This is a genomic window from Hymenobacter sp. DG25A (genome assembly GCF_001280305.1).
Taxonomy (GTDB): Bacteria; Bacteroidota; Bacteroidia; order Cytophagales; family Hymenobacteraceae; genus Hymenobacter.
Genome location: NZ_CP012623.1, coordinates 1,577,467 through 1,595,238, shown reverse-complemented (window position 1 = coordinate 1,595,238; position 17,772 = coordinate 1,577,467). Strand labels below are relative to the sequence as shown.

Sequence of the window (17,772 nt, the reverse complement as noted above, 5' to 3'; positions counted from 1 at the left end):
CCGCTCGACATGACAGTTACTGTGGCAACGTCAGCACGCGAGATGCTTCGGCTGACGCCTCTGCATGACGGACAATTGCAGCAAGACGTTTTATTCCTCCTTCAGTATGCCTTTTAACGCGGCACCCTGCCAGCGCAGTACGGGGTAGCGCAGGTGAGAAGGCTCGTAGTAGGGCGACTGGCGGTAGATGAAGTCCAGCTGCGCGGCAGCGCTTTTGGCGAAGGCCGGGTCGGCCTGACGCTTGGCTTCCAGCTGGGCTTTGAGGGCGGGGTTTTTCGCCAGCATTTCTGCGGCCAGGTCTTCAAATACATAGTCAGAGAAATACTCTTTCTGCTGCAGGATGCTGTCGAAGAAGCCCCAGGCAAAAAACGAATCGGTGGCCTGCGGCTCCAGCGTTTCAACCAGATAACGGGCGGCGGGCTGATCGAGCCAGGCTACGTAGTCGCCGGTGTGGAAGGCCAGGGCCTGCTGTTGTGTTTTTACCTGCACCTGAGAGTGAAGGTAATGGCCTTCGTAGGGCCGGGGTGCCGTTTTGTAATCAGCAATGGAATAAATTTCGCCTGTCAGGGTGGTGTCGCGCGTGAGGCGTTGCAGGCGCACGTGGCTGAGACGCAGGCGGTCCAGCACTTCGCCCCAGGCTTGGGGAATCACATAAGCCTGCGGACGGGTTACCGTTACAGTGGGCCGGAAGGTGTTGTAATAAGGGATAGGGCGCTTATATGGGGCTTTGTGGTCGTAATAAAGGCGGGGCAGGTTGCTTACCTGGCTGGTTTTCGTTTTGCCCTCGTAGCCCCGGAACTCAAACTTGGTAGCCTGGGTGGTGTCCAGCTGCCAGGCCAGCGGGAAAGAGGTTTGCACGGCGGTTTGCTGCGCGGCGGTCTGGCGGGCCTGCGCAATGGTGGCCGCATCGCGGTGCACGGTGTGTATCAGCACATCCAGGAAGTCGTAGGTGACGCGCACGCGAGGCGCAAAGGCCTTCCACATGTGCGTTTCCGTCACAAACCCGATGGTGTTGAATAGCGTGGTGTAGCCGGTGGAATAGCGCGGCGTTTCCAGAAAGCCTACCAGCCCGCGGGCATCGGGGGTGCGGCCCTCAAAATCTACGTAGGGCGTGAGGGGCCACTTGCGCTTGCTCATATCCCCGTACAGGGCGGGCAGCAGCTGCTTTTCCATATAGTTGCTCAGGGCCGGGTGCAGCTTGTCTTTCTGCGTGGCAATGAGCGTCATGGTGTATTGGTAGTCGGCGCCGTTGGAGGTGTGCGTATCCACAAACACATCGGGCTGCCAGCGCTGAAACAGCTGGGCAAAGGAGCGGGCGTTGCGCGAGTCCTGCTTGATGTAATCCCGGTTCAGGTCGAGGTTGCGGGCGTTGCCGCGGAAGCCATATTCCTGCGGCCCGTTCTGGTTGGCGCGGGAGGAAGTGCCCCGGTTCAGCATTCCATCCACATTGTAAGCCGGAATGATAACCAGCGTGACGTTTTCCAACTGGCGGCGTAGCTCTTTTTTCTGCACGTAGTCGCGCGCAAGCATCATAGAGGCATCAATGCCTTCCGGCTCGCCGGGGTGAATACCGTTCTGGATGAGAATAACCCGCCGGTTTTTCTGATGCACGGAAGCGGGGTCGGCGTCGCCATCCAGGGAAATGACCACCTCATGCAGCGGGCGGCCCACATCGGTGGGGCCGGCTTCGCGCATCGTTATTTCAGAATAGGCAGCATCCAGCCGCTTGTAGTAGTCGATGCACTGCTGGTAGGTGGTTGTGGTGTTGCCGTTGCCTTTCTCGAAGGGCGTGCGCCAATCGGGGGCCGGAGCAGCGGGGGAGGTGCCCAGCAGGGCCGTAGTAAGTAGGAGCAGAAACATGAAAAGCCGGGGCAGGAGGGTGGTTTAGAAATGGAAACTCCGGCGCTTCCCGCTGCGGGGGCGTTCTGGGTAGAAGCGCTCCGGAGCGGGAAGCGCCGGAGGGAATCCGGAAAGTTGCTTCGGGGAAAAATTAGTAGCGCAGGCGGGGCGGCGGAAACAGCATCTGATCTACGCTGTAGCGGCCCGGGCCCGCGAAAAACAAACCGGCAAACAGGAAAGTAGCTTCCAGAGCGTGGGAGTAATCATTAAAGCCCTGGCCCTGGCTGAGGTGGCTGATAACCGCCATAATCATGGTGCCCAGCAAAAACAGGCAGGCCACCCGAAAAAACAGCCCCAACGCCAGCAGCTGCCCGCCTACGGCCTCGGCCACGGCGGCCAGAAAGCCCCAAAAGGCGGGCGCAAAATGAATACCCAGCAGGCCCATCACCCCCCCCACTTTTTCCCAGGTTTCAGGGCCTCCTATCAGTTTGGGATACCCATGCACCGTAAACATCACCCCAATTCCTACGCGCAGCAGCAGTAGGCCGAAGTCGTGAAAACGGTAAAAGTTCTGCAAGGCTTTCATAGCAGCAATGGCCGGATAAGTAGCGTAGTGGTTAGGAAAAAAGGGCTTGTGAGGTTGCCAAAGTACAGGAATTATAGCGGAATGCAACGCCCAGGCCCAACGCACTACCGGAAAAGTAATACCCCCTTGATTTTAGTGGCGTCGGGCACATCCGTCGGGCGCCGCACCGGGGCGTTTGGGTTGGGCAGGGTACTGGCGTCCAGCAGCCAGGAAATCTGGGCAGCCTCCGATACAGCCACCAGGCCCATGTCGCCGCGCTCCACAAACTGAATGCCGTAGGCCTGGCGCGCCTGGCCATACGTAGAGCCCACACCCACGCCGCCCTGCGCGGCGCGGTAGCGGGCATCGTGCAGCTGAATGCGCCATATCCGGTAGCCTTCTTCCTCATCACCTACCAGCTCCAGAATAGTGGGCGGTGCCTCCGGGTGGTCCGGGTTACGCAGCTCATACACCGGGTACTCAATGCCTTCCAACTGGCGGGTAGTTTTCTTCAGCATGGCCTTGGGCACCCGGTCCAGCAGCGCGGCTTCCGTCATGTTCAGCCGAATGAAGTTGCGCCCTACGGTGCCTTTATCAAAGATGTAATAGCGCTGCTCCGCCGTATCCGGCGCGGCCGCCGGCACCGCTGGAGGAGTAGGCTGGGCTGCTGCCGGGGCGGGAGTAGAAACAGCAGGCGGCCCCGAGGCAGGCGTACCGGTCGGGGTAGAGGGGCCTTCGCAGGCAGACAGCAGACTGGCCAACGCCAGGCCGCAAAGCAGACGGGGAAGAGTATTTTGCACGCCGCAACATACGCACCTTGCAGCAAGTTGTTAGCGTGCTCCCGGCACCTACGCCAGCCCGCAACTCCCTACCTTTACGGTCTGTTTTATTCTAATTCTCTGATCCTGTGACTGCACATACCCGCAAACCGCTGATTCTGATTTCCAACGACGACGGCATTACGGCCCCCGGCATTGCGACGCTGGTGCGGGTAATGCGCCGCATTGGCGAGGTGGTAGTGGTGGCGCCCGACTCGCCCCAGTCGGGCATGGGCCACGCCATTACCATTGGCAACCCCCTGCGTCTGGATGCCAGCACCATTTTCGATGATGAAGGCGTGGAAGCCTACGAGTGCAGCGGCACCCCCGCCGACTGCGTGAAGTTGGCCAAGCACCACGTGCTGAAAGACCGCCAGCCCGATCTGGTGGTGTCCGGCATCAACCACGGCTCCAACTCCTCCGTGAACGTGCTGTATTCCGGCACTATGTCGGCGGCTATTGAAGCGGCTATTGAAGGGCTGCCGGCCATTGGCTTTTCCCTCTGCGACTACGGCCACGATGCCGACTTTACCCACGCCGAGCCCTGGATTGAGCACATTGCCCGCCAGGCTCTGAAACACGGCATTCCGGTGGGCACGGCCCTCAACGTAAACATTCCCAAAAAATCGGAAGAGGCGCTGGCCGGTATCCGGCTGTGCCGCCAGGCCCGCGCTAAGTGGCAGGAAAAATTCGACCTGCGCATCGACCCGCACAAGCGTCCTTACTATTGGCTGATTGGTTCCTTTGTGAACCTGGACCAGGGCGAGGATACCGATGAGTGGGCCCTGTCTAACAACTACATTTCCGTTGTAGCCTGCCAGTTTGATCTGACGGCCTTGCACGGCCTCACCGAAATGAATGCCAGCTGGGACCTGAGCCCCGACCACGCTACGCTGGCCAAGCGCCACGCGTAGAGAATCAGCATTCTGACTATCGATTGAAAAACGCCTCTTCGTCTAGGCGGCTAAGCCAGTTTGTCCTTTGGGAATTCAAACGAGTTTTAGCTGCCCTGACGATGAGGCGTTTTCATGTATTTTAAAGTAACCAGCGACAGCCGCCAGATTCCGCAGTTTCAGCCTAACTTTCCGCCAGAAACTTCTTTCCCTCTGCATATGCAAGCATTTCTTCGCTCTTTCCTTTTGCTGGTCGTGCTGCTGGCCAGCGCCTGTACTTCCAAACTGGCCCCTACCACCGTGTACATTGTACGGCACGCGGAAAAGGACCTTACCCCCGGCCTGGCGGACCCACCCTTAACGCCCGAGGGAGAGCAGCGTGCCCTGGCCCTGCGCGACTCGCTGCTGAACCGCAACGTGGCGGCCATTTTTACCACCAATACCACCCGCACCCGGGCCACCGCTGCCCCGCTGGCCGCCGCCCGCAGCCTTACTCCGGAAGTATATGATGCCAAGCAGCTGCCAGCCCTGGCCACGCGCATCCGTAAAGATTATGCGGGCCGCACGGTACTCATCGTAGGCCATTCCAACACGCTGCTGGAAACCGTGGAAGCCTTAGGCGCTGAGCGCCCCGTACCGGCTATCGGTGATTTGCAATATGATTATTTACTGGAGGTGCAGGTGCCCCGAAAGGAGAAGGACCGTCCTAAGGCCTTAGCCCGGCGGTTTGGCGCCACCCGATAGGCTTTTGTGCACTGCTGGTGCAGCCCGGCTGTCGTTTTCTTGTACTTTAGCCGGCCAACCTTCTATAGGGTTGGTAGCTTCTGTTTTATCTCCATTTCTTTCTCCTGAATATGCGTTTTCCCATGAGCCGGGGCTTACTGGCAGGTTTGCTGGCTGCTGCCGCTACTTTGCCCGCCGCTGCCCAGTCTGCCGAAACCAAAACCGATTCACTCACCATCCGTCGCCTCTACGACGAAGCCCTGCTGCGGGGGCAGAGCTACGAAAATCTCCGCACACTCACCGGCACCATCGGGGGCCGGTTAAGCGGCTCGGTGCAGGCAGAAAAGGCAGTGCAGTGGGGCAAAGAGGTAATGGAAAAGATGGGCCTGGACCGGGTGTATCTGCAGGAAGTTATGGTGCCGCACTGGGAGCGGGGAGCCAGGGAAAAAGCCGAAGCCAAGCCCGCTAAAGGCAAAGGCACTGCTTTCAACGTATGCGCTCTTGGCGGCTCAGTGGGTACTAATGGCAAGCTGAAAGCCCAGGTAGTGGAAGTGCGCACCTGGGAGGAACTGGCCGCCCTGCCCGACGACAAAGTGCGCGGCAAGCTGGTGTTCTTCAACCGGCCCATGAACCCCACCTACGTGGAAACCGGCCATGCCTACGGCGAGGCCGGCGACCAGCGCCGCAAAGGCGCCATTGAAGCCGCCAAGCGCGGCGCTGTGGGTGCCCTAGTGCGCAGCCTCTCCCTGGCCCACGACGACTACCCACACACCGGCACCATGAGCTACGACGACAAGGTGACCAAAGTGCCCGCCGCCGCGCTCAGCACCAACGGCGCCGACCAGCTCAGCGCCCTGCTCAAAGCAAACCCCACGCTCACCTTCGAGCTGGAAATGAGCTGCCGCCAGCTGCCCGAGGTGAAATCCTACAACGTGGTAGGCGAAATCAAAGGCTCTAAATACCCCAATGAAATTATTGCCGTAGGCGGCCACCTCGATTCCTGGGACCTGGGCCAAGGTGCGCACGATGATGGCACCGGCTGCGTGCAAAGCATGGAAGTGCTGCGCTTACTGAAAGCCACCGGCCAGCGCCCCGAGCGCACCATCCGGGCAGTGCTGTTTATGAATGAGGAAAACGGCAACCGTGGCGGCATCAAATATGCTGAACTGGCCAAAACGGCCGGCGAAAAGCACTTGGCGGCCATGGAGTCTGATGGCGGTGGATTTACCCCACGCGGTTTCTCCGTTGAAGGCACGCCGGCAATGCTGCAGCGCCTGCAGCAGTGGCAGCCCCTGTTCCGCACCTACGGCAGCGGGGAAATTACCGCCGGCCACGGCGGTACCGATATCGGCCCCTTGAAAGACCAGGCGCAGGTGCTCATCGGCTACGACTGTGACTCCCAGCGCTATTTCGACATCCACCATACCGCCGCCGATACCTTTGATAAAGTAAACCGCCGGGAGCTGGAGCTGGGCAACGCCAGCATGGCCGCGCTGGTGTACCTGCTCAGCAAATACGGATTGTAATTTTTCCGGAGCGAAAGGAGGAATTGAGCACACACTTTACGTATGCTCAATTCCTCCTTTCTATTTTATCCATGATGTACTTGGTAGCTGTGCTGGCCCCGGAGCCGGTGTATAGCGCTGTTTGGGCCATGAAGCAGGAAGTGCACGAGCAAACGGGCAGCCGTAATGCCGTGCGCCTGCCCCCGCACATCACCCTTCTTCCGCCGTGGCATCAGCCCCCAGACAAGGAGGAGGGCCTGGTGGCCTGCCTGCGGGGCGTGGCACAACAGCTGCCGGCGTTTCCGGCCGAGGTGCAGGATTTTGACTGGTTCGGGCACCGCACCCTGTTTGTGCGGGTTCTGCCCCATCCTCTGTGGCAGGTTTTACAACAAGAGCTGGAGACGCAGTGCGCGGCCTGGCTGCCCAAGGCAGCCAAAGATTCGCGCCCGTTCACGCCCCACATGACGCTGGCCACCCGCGACCTGCCGGCCAAGCTGGTGCCCCGGCTGCGGGAGCAGTTTGCCCAGCGGCACTACCAGGCGGCCTTCCCGGTGCAGAACATCACCCTGTTCCGGCACGATGGGCAGCACTGGCAACCGATTCATACTTTCCCCTTTGGCGGAGGAGAAACGCTTTAATGACAGCATAAAAAAAGCCCGGCACGCCGGGCTTTTTTTATGCTGATGCTGTGGTAGGTTGAGTTAATTCTGCTCCAGAATCTGGAACAACTCGTCCAGCTTGGGGGTCAGAATGATTTCCGTGCGCCGGTTCAGCGCTTTGTTGGTCGGGTTGTCGTTGGCGGCTACCGGCACGTACTGCGAGCGGCCCGAGGGCGTCACCTGCGTAGAGCTCAGGCCGGATTGCGTCAGGATGCGCGTGATTTCCGTGGCACGCAGCACGCTCAGGTCCCAGTTGTCCTTCATGCCGGCCGTGCCGCGGGCAATGGGCACATTATCGGTGTGGCCTTCCACCAGCACATTCACATCCTGATTGCCTTTCAGGGCTGCCGCCAGCTTCTTGAGGGCTTCCTGGCCTTTGGGGTCTACTTTGGTAGAGCCCGATTTGAACAGCAGCTGCTCAGAAAGAGAAACGTATACTTTGCCATTTTTGAGATTTACCTGCAGGTCGTTGGCATTAAAGCCTAACAGCGCATCGGCTACTTTCTGACGCAGGGCTTTCACGGCTTGGTCTTTCTGCTCCAGAATGCGCTGCATTTCGGCAATGCGCGCTTCCTTGGTGCGCAGGTCGGCTGAAAGGGCCGAGTTGGCCTGCTGGGCGCCGCTCAGGTTTTCATTCAACTGATTTACCTGCTGATTCTTGTTGCTCAAATTGTTGCGCAGCTCTTCTTCGGTGCGGGTTTTTTCCTGTTCCAGGGCTGCTTTAGAAGCCTGCAGGTCAGAGTTCTGCTGTTGCAGGGCTTTGTACTTTTTCGTCGATACGCAGGAAGAGGTGCCAATTAACAGGCTGGCACCCAGCATAGAGGCAAGCACAGAATGGGGGAGGCGGTAGGACATAGAGACTAGGGGGTAAGTGAAAATGGTATGCGTGCTTTAAAAACGAACCGAAGCGCTCGACAGTTGCGCAACGCCCCGCCCGCCTTGCCGCGACGGGCAGCGGCTGTCTGAAAATTTGCGGAAATACAGGCCATACGTGTACCTTCAGCCCGCTTTGCTGGGGCAGTGGTTTATCATGAGAATACCGGGTATGCGTAAGAGAATGGCCCCACGGTGGGCAGTGGTGCTGCTGAGTATGTGCTTATTGCCCTGGCCCTCAGCTGCACAATCCATAAACCCGTCCTCGGCGCCTTACTGGGTTTTTCTGCGCGATAAGCGGGCCATGCAGCTGAACCCGCAGCAGTACTTTACCGCCCCGGCCCAACTGCGCCGCCAGCGCCAGCACCTGCCCGCCGCCGACAGCACCGACTTCCCCGTGCGTCCCGACTATGTGCAGGCCCTGCGCAGCACCGTAGATTCCGTTACTTCGGTCAGCCGCTGGTTTAATGCCGTGGCCTGCTGGGCTACCCCGGCCCAGATAGCGCAGGTGCGCCGCCTGCCCGGCGTGCGGGAAGTAGTGGCCCGTTACAACGCTACGCCTGATCTGCTGCCTGCCCGCCGGAAAGCCGCCGTGGCCGCCGAGCCGCTCAGTGAGGAAGACCTGCAACTGGCCCGCCGGCAAACCAGCGCTCTGGGTAGTCCGGCTTTGCACCAGGCCCAACTAAATGGTCATGGTATGCGCATTGCCATTTTTGATGTGGGTTTTCGGGGTGTTGACGCCCATCCGGCTTTTCAGAAGCTACTGAAGGGCCATCAGATAACCGATACCTGGGATTTTATCCGCCAGAAGCCGCAGGTATATGCCTACGGCGACCACGGCACGGAGGTGCTTTCCTGCCTGGCAGGCCAGTTCAATGACAGCACTTCGCTCGGGCTGGCTCCGGCCGCTGAATATCTGCTGGCCCGCACCGAACGGGAGCACAGCGAGCGGTACAGTGAGGAAGAAGCCTGGCTGGCCGCCGTGGAATGGGCCGATAAACACGGTGCCGACATCATCAACTCCTCCCTGGGCTACACCGATAGGCGCTATTTCCGGGAGCAGATGGATGGGCGCACCAGTCTGGTGGCCCGTGCTGCCGCTCTGGCCGTGCGCAAGGGCATGCTGGTGGTATGCTCGGCCGGCAACGATGGCGACAACCAGAGCTGGGGCGTAATAGGCACCCCCGCCGACAACGACTCCGTGCTGGCGGTAGGGGGCCTCGACCCGGCTACCTGGCTCCCCGTCGATTTTACTTCGCGGGGACCCACGGCCAAGCGCCGCCTCAAACCCAACGTAGCGGCCTTTGGCATTGCCATTACCGCCCGCCCTGCGGGCGGCTTTGAGCGCAACGAAGGCACTTCCTTTTCCAGCCCCCTGGTAGCCGGCTTTGCCGCCTGCATCTGGCAGCGGCAGCGCGGCCTCACGGCCATGCAGCTCTTTCAGCAGATTGAGAAATCGGCCACGCTGTACCCTTACTTTGATTATGCGCAGGGGTACGGCAGCCCGCAGGCCGCCTACTTTCTGCGGCCGCATGAGCAGGCCACCCGGCCCACCTTTGATTTTGTGCGGCAAGAAAACGGCCTTTTGCAGCTGATACTGCGCCCCGAAGCCAGCGCGCAGCCCGCGCAAACGCTGCCCCTGCAGCTGGATGAGCCCAACCGCCCGCTGGCTGCCCTGCCGCCGCTGCCGCTCAACGCAAAAACAAGTTTGCCGCTGGCAGCTCCCGCCTATGTATACCTGCACGTGGCTGATGCGCGCGGTGTCCTGCGCCGGTACGAAGTGCGCGAAGTAACCCAGCGCTACGTGGCCAGCTGGGCCCTGAGCACGCTGCAACCCGGCGACCAGGTACGGGCATCCTACAAAGGCTACACCCAGGCTTACACTGTTTCCCAATGAATGGACGTAGCTTTTTACTGACAGCGCTGCTGATAGCCGGGGTGGCCACCAGTACCCGGGCCCAGCGGGTGCTGGCGTTTAATGAGGTTAGCTCGGATACCGTGGTGCAGCTTACCGGGCCAAACCGCGCCTATTTCCAGCATTTCTACGCCGGCTATAATGCCTTGGTAGGCCAAAATCAGGCGGGGGCGCCCATCAAGTATAGTAGCTCGGGGGAGATTATGCTGGGCTGGCGGCAGAAATGGCGCTTCTCGCAGCAACTGGCTTTGGGAGCCGATTTGCAGACAGTGCGCCTGCGCGCCAACCTGCTCCAGACCGATGCGAAAATGGTGCCCAACAGCCTCCGGCACGAGCGGGAAAGCCTCACGTGGCAGCAACTGCAGCTGGGCGGATTTGTACGCCTGAACATTGGTCACCGTGGCAACGTGATAGGGCGGTATCTGGATGTGGGTGGCTGGGGTGGCTGGGCTTTCGCTACTACGCACGCTTACCGGGATGAGCCCGCTACTGGTCCTGCCAAAGTGCTAAAAGTATCTGAGCATGATTTGAGCTACGCCCAGCGCTGGCAGTATGGCCTGAGCGCGCGCGTAGGCTCTTCGCGCTATGCCCTGGTGGTGCGCCGGCGGTTATCGTCCCTGTATAAGGGCCGGGAGGCGGAGGCGTGGCCGGAACTGCCCGGATGGAGTGCTGGCCTGGAGATTGGTTTGCTTTAGTTGGCAGGTTGCTTAACTTCCGGCCCATTCCCGCGTAGAAGCCGTTAAAACCCGCTCAGCGGAGTTTCTCTGCCTACTTGTGTTTCCCGGGCGCCCCATAGATGGCTTGCCCGCGCAGGTATTACCACCTTGCCCGACGTTGTTTCTCATTAAAATGAAAAAACTATTCCTCCCTGTTGTCTTTGCTGCTTTGCTCGTGCAGTCGTCCTGTATTACTACAGAGCGCGAATCAGCATCGTCCAAAAACCCCGACCGGGTGTTTACGCCTACGCCCGAAGGCCAACGTGCCCGCCTTACCTCGAAGAGCATTCTGAATAGTGTGCGCACCACGCATCATTTCTCTGATACCAAGAACAAGGATAATTTTGTACTTCTGCTGCAAGGCACCAAAATTCTCAATAGTCAGGCCCGTTTTATAATCACGAGCAGCAAAGGCGATACGCTTCGGAATGAAGTGATTCCTGCCCTGGCCCTGCTGGATGAGCGGGAACTGGAAGACCCACAAGCCGCCACCGTGCGCGACAAGGAAATTGGTATTCTGAAGGGAATGAACAATTTCTTCCGCGAAGACCGTTTCACGTCCCCGGCTATTCCGCGCTCCATGACAACGGCCCCCGTAGCTGACCAGGAAGCCTGGCAGGCGGTGCGGGATGACAACAAATCCGTTGGCTTCGACTACATTACCTCCGGCGGCCGTGAGCGGCGCATTGCCTTCGCCCGCAAGCTGAACAAGGCAGTGATTGTAGCCGAATAAGCTTTCTGCTGCCAGCTGCCATAAAACAAAAGCTCCCGCCTTTCTGGTGGGAGCTTTTGTTTTATGGCAGCTGGAGAAACACTACGTGCTCGATTTTTTAGGAGTCGAAAGTAGCCAGCCCACCTCCCCATTTTGGCTGCGCACCAGCCGATACAGGCCGTACTCGCCCAGGACCGCCACCGTACTGCGGGCGGGTAGGGAATCCAGCTGCGGGGCGCCCAGAAATGGTTGAGCCAGTAGGTCAGTTATGGCGGGCAGGGTTTCGCGGCGCAGGGGCTCCAGGGTAGCGTTGGTTGCCTGCACGGGCAGGTAGCCAATGCCTCCGCCCGGATATTCCACGCGGTACCAGTCAGCCTGCGCACCCAGCACAAAGAGGGCCGTGTGCCGGGGGATTTTAGTGAGTACATCGGCTTTGAAGGAAGGGCTGCGGCGCAGGTCCGCGGATTTCTCGCGCACGCGCACCCACTGGCCCGGCCGGTTGGGTCCACTGCGGGGCGCTTGCGGTTCGGCGTCGGGGCGGCGTACATACGGGAAGGGGTCTACCGCGCCGCGGCCTGAGCGGTAAATACCAAAGTGCAGATGCGGCACCGTGGTGCGGGCATTGCCGGTATTGCCAATCAGGCCCAGCGTATCGCCCAGGCGTACTTTCTGGCCCAACTGCACCAGCTGCCGGTCCAGGTGCGCATAGTAGAGATGCTGGCCGTGCTCAGCATCGGCCAGCCAGACCACCTTGCCGCCGACGGGCGTTTCCATAACGCGGGTAATGTAGCCGGCCGCCGCCGCTATGGCCGGCGTGCCCCGGCCGGCAAAAATATCAATGCCTTCGTGGCTGCGGGCGCCCTGGTCACGGTCGGCGCCCCAGAAGGAGCCTACGGCGGCGTCGGTTTTGCCCTGCACCGGAAAGCCCAGGGAAGGCGCCCGCTGAATGCGCAGGGTATAGCGGCCGGTACGCAGCAACTCGGGCTGCACGCGCAGCAGGTGCTGCTGGTCGTCCTGGGCCACGTAGCTGAAGGCCAGGTTGGCCGTATCGGCGGAAGCCAGGAGCGTGGGCGTGCTACGGTCAGGGCGCAGCTCAAAGGCATCGAGGAAAACGTGGGCCTGGGTGGCGACGGCCAGGGTCAGGCTTACGCGCACGGTTTCGCCGGCGCGCACGGCGTAGCGGTAGGAGGCGGCCGTAGCGCGCTCGGCCCGGAAATAGCCGGTTTCTTCAAACGGCAGCGTGACCACCAGCGAATCCCGCAGGGCCTGGTCGGCGGCGGCCAGCCAGTCGCGGCCCAGGGCGGTACGGTCCAGACCGGCCTGGCGCAGGCGGCGGGCGTATGCTTCGTGCGGGCTGGTGGGCTGATTAAAAATACCTTGTAGGGTTTGCTGTTTACCACAGGAAGTGAAAAGCAGCGCGGCCAGCAAAACGTAGGTAATTCGGGTAAGAAAGGTCGGTAGCAAGATATCCTCGTATAAAGTCAACCAGAAAAACCCTGCCCGGCTGCCTTAGGTTCGCTTTTCCTGATGAGGGAAGCTTCCGGGTCTTTGGCGGGCTTTTCTACCTTTGCCTTCCACCCATTTTATCTGCTCCCGATGAAGCTTGTTGAATGCCCCCGCGACGCAATGCAAGGCTGGCCAGAGTTTATTCCTACCGCCCGCAAAACCGAATACCTCAACGCCCTGTTGCGCGTGGGCTTTGACACGCTGGATTTCGGCTCGTTTGTTTCGCCCAAGGCCATTCCGCAGCTAGCCGATACCGCGGAGGTGCTGGAGGGATTGGATTTAAGCCAGTCGGGCACGCGGCTGCTGGCCATTGTGGCTAACCTGCGCGGGGCCGAAGCCGCCGCGCATTACCCCCAGATCCGCTATATCGGCTTTCCGCTCTCGGTTTCAGAAACCTTTCAGCAGCGCAACACCAACAAAAGCATTGCGCAGGCCCTGGATGAGGTGGCCGCCATTCAGGAAGTATGCGCCCGCACCGGGCAGGAGCAGGTGGTGTACCTGAGCATGGGTTTCGGCAACCCCTACGGTGACCCCTGGAGCCCCGCCGTTCTGGGCGAGTTCACGCAGAAGCTGGATGCCCTGAAAGTAGACATTGTGGCGCTTTCTGATACCATTGGGGCCTCAACGCCCGCCACCATTGCCCCGCCCTTTCAGGAATTGACGGCGGCGTTTTCCCATATAGAATTCGGCGCCCACCTGCATACCACCCCCGATACCTGGCAGGAAAAAGTACAGGCCGCCTACAACGCCGGCTGTCGCCGGTTCGATGGGGCCCTGGGTGGCTATGGTGGCTGCCCCATGGCGGCCGATACCCTTACCGGCAACATGCCGATGGAAAACCTGATTGGCTTCGCCGCCGCCCACGGCGAAGATTTGCGCCTGCATATGGATGCCCTGTTGGAAGCCCAGAAACTCAATCAGGAAATTTTTGGCGGGCATTAGCGGGTATTTCCCGGAGCAGCGCAAAAACTGCTGAAAGCCTTCCGGTAACTGCAACGCCCCTGTTCAGCTATTCTGGCTGAACAGGGGCGTTGCATTGCAATTGCTGCTTGGGTTACTTTAAGCGTACATGCGGGGCTCTATAGGAAGAGTGAAATGCTCACCGCAACTGAGCATGTGCAGGCGCAGGCCCCGCAGCGTGAAGGGGGTATTGGGGGCAATTTCATGGATGTTGGTGGACGAGCAGTGCTTGGCATCCAAAATCATAACCAGGCCACTGCCGATAATTTCCAGGTCGCGGCCGTTGGTGACCAGCACCGCTGTGTCTTCCTCTATGCCCAGTCCTATGCAGGCGGGGTTGGTGGCCAGTATCTGGGCCATGCGAACCATGCGGCCGCGGGCCACAAAATGGGTGTCCACAGCTACGTCATGCAGCAGCTCCAGCCCGGTGGTAATATGGATTTCGCCTTTCAGCATGCCGGCATCGTCTCGGCCCTGGTAAATCATGGGCGTCGACATGGCGGTGGCGCCGGCACTGGTGCCGGCTACCAGCAGCCCGTCGTGGGCGTAGCGCTTTTTCAGGCACTTCTGCAATTCCGTGCCGCCTAGCAGGGCCGTCAGGCGGAGCTGGTCGCCGCCGGTGAAGAGTACGGCGCCGGCTTTCTCCAGCAGTGCAATTATTTTGGGGTTGTTGGCTTCTTCGCGGGTTCGCACGTCCAATATTTCTACATTGGGCGCATCCAGCCGGCCAAAGGCTTTTACATAGGCTTGCGCTGAATCTTTGGGAGAGCCTGAGGCCGTGGGAATGAGTACAATAGGCCCCCGGGAACTGGTTTCGTCTACCAGCCGCTGCAGTATCGCCATGGAAGTGAAGTTCCGGTTTTCAGCCTCTATTTTCTCTTCCTTTGTGCTCTCATCTCCCTTGCTTTCATGCCCGCCAATGAGCAGCAGCTTGCCTTTAGGAGTGGGGCAGGCGTGCGTGCCGGGCAGCATATGTGTAGTATGCGGTTTGGGTTTAGTGGCCATGGGAGGGATAGGGAAAGATAACAATTGGCACTAAGACAAAAGCTGGTTTTACGCCGGAATGGGGGAGATGTTAAGCGGGAAAAATTATTTACCAGCGGTGGCAAGCCATGATTCAGAAGATAGCCAGTTAATTATGAATTTGTGCCCCCATGTGAGTGCCGGCCTTCCTGCCCGGATGAGTATCTTGGTGCCCTGATTCCGCCTGTTCAACTTCGCCTCTATGCCTGCCGTCGACCTGTTTATTCCGTGCTTTGTGGACCAGATTTTCCCCCAAACCGCCATGAATATGGTGAAGGTGCTGGAAGCCGTGGGGTGTGAGGTGCACTATAATGCCAACCAGACCTGCTGCGGCCAGCCAGCCTACAACGCCGGCTACAAAGCTGAAAGCTGCACCGTGGCCCGCAAGTTTCTCAATGACTTTCCGCCCTCCGCTGATTCCAATGAGCGGTATATCGTGAGCCCCTCGGCCTCCTGCGTGGGCATGGTGCGCAACGCCTACGCCGAGCTGTTTGAAGGCACCCCTGACCAGGCCCGCTACTTTGGTTTGCAGCGCCGCATTTTTGAAATGACGGAGTTTCTGGTGGATGTACTCGGCATCACGGAAATTCCCGGGGCCGTGCTGCCCGGCAAATACACCTACCACGATTCCTGCTCCGCGCTTCGCGAATGCGGTATTCGGGAGGCGCCGCGCCAGCTGCTGGATGCGGTGCAGGGCCTGGAACGCATTGAAATGGCGGAAACCGAAACCTGCTGCGGCTTCGGGGGCACGTTTGCCGTAAAGTTTGAAGCCATTTCCGTAGCCATGGCCGAGCAGAAAGTGGAACACGCCCTGGCTACCGGCGCCGAGTACCTCATCAGCACCGATACCAGCTGCCTGATGCACCTCGATGCCTACATTCGCCGCCAGCAGAAGCCCATCAAAACCATGCACGTAGCCGATGTGCTGGCCAGCGGCTGGTAATTTTAGCTGAGGCATACGTGTTATTGCGAGGCACCAAGCAAGCCGTCCTCTGAAACGCAGCAAGCCCTGATAAATAAAAAGCCCTTGACGTACTGTACGTCAAGGGCTTTCTGGTAGAAGTTAGTGTCTGATGTCGTTGAGGACGGATGGCTTCGTGCCTCGCAATGACACGTGCCTTTATCCTTACAGCAGCTTCTGGATTCGTTCTTTCAAACCGGCGGTGGCTTCCATGAGTGGCAGGCGCACGGCACCGGAGCATAAGCCCAGACCCTCCAGGGCGGCTTTCACACCCACCGGGTTGCTTTCCTCATACATCAGCGGGTTGATATCGAGGAAGCCAAAGAGCAGCTTGCTGGCGGCCGCGTAGTTGCCGGCCAGGGCCTGCCGCACCATATCGGTGAAGCGGTGGGGGAAGGCATTGGCCAGCACAGAAATAACACCTTCGGCCCCAAAAGAAATCATGGAGGTAGTAAGGGTGTCTTCGCCGCTGATCAGCATGAAGTTTTTGGGCTTGCCGGCCGCAATAGCCATGCACTGCTCCAGGTTGCCGCTGGCTTCTTTGATGCCGATGATATTGGGGTGCTGCGCCAGCCGCAGGGTGGTGGCCGCCGTCATGTTGGACATGGTGCGGCCGGGCACGTTATACAATATAATGGGCAGGGGGGAGGCTTCGGCCAGACGCAGATAATGCTGCACAATACCTGCCTGCGAGGGTTTGTTGTAGGCGGGGCTCACCGAAAGAATAGCCGACACACCGGCCAGGTCGGTGGTGCGTAGCTGTTCTTCTACCGCCACGGTATTGTTGCCTCCGATGCCATATACCAGGGGTACGCGGCCTTTGGTCTGCTGGCGAACCACGTCCAGAATGCCTTTGCGTTCCTCCTCCGTCAGCGTCGGCGACTCGGCAGTGGTGCCGTTGATTACGAGGTATTCCACCCCGCCTTCAATAGTGAAATCTATGAGGCGGCGCAGCGCGGCGTAGTCAATGGAATAGCCTGGGGCAGCGGTGAAGGGAGTAACCAGGGCCACGCCCGTGCCCCGCAGAGCGGTGCGCAGGGTGCTACCGGAAGGAAGACGTACATCAAGTTTGTCCATGCGGCAAATAAGCTGTTGATTTGTAAAGTGGACGAGCCGGGACGAAGGTACTGAAAGCCCGGGCTTCCTCGCTTTTTTCCTTCCAAATGGCCGGGCCGCAATGGCAGGCCGCTTTTCGCTTACATGTTTCGTTTTCGTACCCCGCTTTTCCTGGCTTCGGCCACTTTCGCTGCCGGCCTCTCGCTCAGCAGCTGTGAAACCAAACCGGCAGCCGCTACGGAGCAACCCGTAAGCACGCCCGCCGCTGATACCACCGCGGCCGCCAGCGCCGCCGCCACCCAGGCCCCGGCACCCGACCCCAGCAGCATTCCGGCCAGCAAAATTGCCGATGCGGCCGCCATTACGGCCCGCCCGCAGGTGCCCATTCTGTGCTACCACCAAATCCGGGACTGGCGCGCCAAGGACTCCAAAGCCGCCAAAGATTACATTGTGCCGGTAGCCGAGTTCAAAAAGCAGATTAAAATGCTGGCCGACAGCGGCTACCATACCATTCTGCCCGACCAGCTGTATGCCTACCTGACCACCGGCGCCAAGCTGCCCAGCAAGCCCGTCATGCTCACCTTCGACGACACCGACCTGGACCAGTTTACCATTGCCAAGCCTGAGATGGATAAGCACGGCTTCAAGGGCGTGTTTTTCGTGATGACGGTGAGCCTCGGCCGGCCCAACTACATGACCAAGGCTATGGTAAAGCAGCTTTCTGATGAAGGCCACGTTATCGGCTCGCACACCTGGGACCACCACAACGTGAAGAAATATCAGGGTCAGGACTGGGTAACGCAAATCGAGAAGCCCACCAAAACGCTGGAAGAAATTACCGGCAAAGACATCAAGTACTTCGCCTTCCCCTTCGGCCTCTGGAACACGCAGGCCATTCCCGAACTGAAGAAGCGCGGCATGGTAGCGGCCTTCGTGCTGGCGGAAAAGCGGGACCAGCAGGATCCGCTCTTCACCATCCGCCGTATTATTGCCAGCGGCTACTGGAGCCCCCGCACCCTGCACAACAGCATGGTGAACAGCTTTTAAA

General features: G+C 59.6%; 17 protein-coding genes. 10 read left to right on the top strand and 7 right to left on the bottom strand.

What is annotated here, in order from left to right:
• Positions 1-90: 90 nt before the first annotated feature.
• The 3 genes from AM218_RS06920 to AM218_RS06910 form a co-directional block, all read right to left on the bottom strand.
• Positions 91-1,860 carry a M14 family metallopeptidase gene (locus tag AM218_RS06920; RefSeq protein ID WP_054413092.1) on the bottom strand — a complete coding sequence of 590 codons (1,770 nt, stop codon included), beginning with the start codon at positions 1,858-1,860 and terminating at the stop codon, positions 91-93.
• 130 nt (positions 1,861-1,990) lie between these two features.
• A complete protein-coding gene (locus AM218_RS06915; protein WP_054413090.1) occupies positions 1,991-2,425 on the bottom strand; it encodes a DoxX family protein in 435 nt (144 codons plus the stop codon).
• Positions 2,426-2,529: 104 nt separating this feature from the next.
• On the bottom strand, positions 2,530-3,204 hold the full coding sequence (locus AM218_RS06910) for a hypothetical protein (protein WP_157547562.1): 675 nt from the start codon (positions 3,202-3,204) through the stop codon (positions 2,530-2,532).
• Positions 3,205-3,311: 107 nt separating this feature from the next.
• Between AM218_RS06910 and surE the strand changes: the two genes are divergently transcribed.
• From surE to AM218_RS06890, 4 genes are all read left to right on the top strand, one after another.
• Positions 3,312-4,136 carry a 5'/3'-nucleotidase SurE gene (gene surE, locus AM218_RS06905; protein ID WP_054413086.1) on the top strand — a complete coding sequence of 275 codons (825 nt, stop codon included), beginning with the start codon at positions 3,312-3,314 and terminating at the stop codon, positions 4,134-4,136.
• Positions 4,137-4,334: 198 nt separating this feature from the next.
• Positions 4,335-4,859 (top strand): histidine phosphatase family protein, encoded by a 525-nt coding sequence (locus tag AM218_RS06900; protein ID WP_071843869.1) that lies wholly within the window; start codon positions 4,335-4,337, stop codon positions 4,857-4,859.
• Between the two features lie 110 nt (positions 4,860-4,969).
• Positions 4,970-6,364 (top strand): M20/M25/M40 family metallo-hydrolase, encoded by a 1,395-nt coding sequence (locus AM218_RS06895; protein WP_197274032.1) that lies wholly within the window; start codon positions 4,970-4,972, stop codon positions 6,362-6,364.
• 71 nt (positions 6,365-6,435) lie between these two features.
• On the top strand, positions 6,436-6,981 hold the full coding sequence (locus AM218_RS06890; protein ID WP_082318106.1) for a 2'-5' RNA ligase family protein: 546 nt from the start codon (positions 6,436-6,438) through the stop codon (positions 6,979-6,981).
• A 63-nt stretch (positions 6,982-7,044) separates the two neighbouring features.
• Here AM218_RS06890 and AM218_RS06885 read toward each other — a convergent pair whose 3' ends face one another.
• On the bottom strand, positions 7,045-7,857 hold the full coding sequence (locus AM218_RS06885; RefSeq protein WP_054413080.1) for an OmpA family protein: 813 nt from the start codon (positions 7,855-7,857) through the stop codon (positions 7,045-7,047).
• Positions 7,858-8,047: 190 nt separating this feature from the next.
• Here AM218_RS06885 and AM218_RS06880 point away from each other — a divergent pair, with 190 nt between their 5' ends.
• The 3 genes from AM218_RS06880 to AM218_RS06870 all read left to right on the top strand — a co-directional run bounded on the left by AM218_RS06880 (position 8,048) and on the right by AM218_RS06870 (position 11,239).
• A complete protein-coding gene (locus AM218_RS06880) occupies positions 8,048-9,772 on the top strand; it encodes a S8 family serine peptidase (RefSeq protein WP_197274031.1) in 1,725 nt (574 codons plus the stop codon).
• Positions 9,769-10,485, top strand: coding sequence for a hypothetical protein (locus tag AM218_RS06875; RefSeq protein WP_054413076.1), 717 nt, complete (start codon positions 9,769-9,771; stop codon positions 10,483-10,485). The genes AM218_RS06880 and AM218_RS06875 overlap by 4 nt, the downstream gene beginning before the upstream one ends.
• A gap of 154 nt (positions 10,486-10,639) precedes the next feature.
• Positions 10,640-11,239 carry a hypothetical protein gene (locus AM218_RS06870; RefSeq protein ID WP_157547560.1) on the top strand — a complete coding sequence of 200 codons (600 nt, stop codon included), beginning with the start codon at positions 10,640-10,642 and terminating at the stop codon, positions 11,237-11,239.
• An 81-nt stretch (positions 11,240-11,320) separates the two neighbouring features.
• On the opposite strand, the gene AM218_RS06865 is transcribed toward AM218_RS06870, so the two are convergent.
• Positions 11,321-12,682, bottom strand: a complete 1,362-nt coding sequence (locus AM218_RS06865) for a M23 family metallopeptidase (RefSeq protein WP_197274030.1) — start codon at positions 12,680-12,682, stop codon at positions 11,321-11,323.
• A 132-nt stretch (positions 12,683-12,814) separates the two neighbouring features.
• Here AM218_RS06865 and AM218_RS06860 point away from each other — a divergent pair, with 132 nt between their 5' ends.
• Positions 12,815-13,666, top strand: a complete 852-nt coding sequence (locus AM218_RS06860) for a hydroxymethylglutaryl-CoA lyase (RefSeq protein WP_054413070.1) — start codon at positions 12,815-12,817, stop codon at positions 13,664-13,666.
• Between the two features lie 117 nt (positions 13,667-13,783).
• Here the strand turns inward: AM218_RS06860 and AM218_RS06855 are convergent, their stop codons facing one another.
• A complete protein-coding gene (locus AM218_RS06855) occupies positions 13,784-14,689 on the bottom strand; it encodes a cyanophycinase (protein WP_231717562.1) in 906 nt (301 codons plus the stop codon).
• A 220-nt stretch (positions 14,690-14,909) separates the two neighbouring features.
• Between AM218_RS06855 and AM218_RS06850 the strand changes: the two genes are divergently transcribed.
• Positions 14,910-15,650, top strand: a complete 741-nt coding sequence (locus AM218_RS06850; RefSeq protein ID WP_054413066.1) for a (Fe-S)-binding protein — start codon at positions 14,910-14,912, stop codon at positions 15,648-15,650.
• Between the two features lie 183 nt (positions 15,651-15,833).
• Here AM218_RS06850 and dapA read toward each other — a convergent pair whose 3' ends face one another.
• Complete coding sequence (gene dapA, locus AM218_RS06845; protein ID WP_054413064.1) at positions 15,834-16,745, bottom strand: 4-hydroxy-tetrahydrodipicolinate synthase; 912 nt, start codon at positions 16,743-16,745, stop codon at positions 15,834-15,836.
• Positions 16,746-16,868: 123 nt separating this feature from the next.
• Between dapA and AM218_RS06840 the strand changes: the two genes are divergently transcribed.
• Positions 16,869-17,771 carry a polysaccharide deacetylase family protein gene (locus AM218_RS06840; protein ID WP_054413062.1) on the top strand — a complete coding sequence of 301 codons (903 nt, stop codon included), beginning with the start codon at positions 16,869-16,871 and terminating at the stop codon, positions 17,769-17,771.
• Position 17,772: the final 1 nt, after the last annotated feature.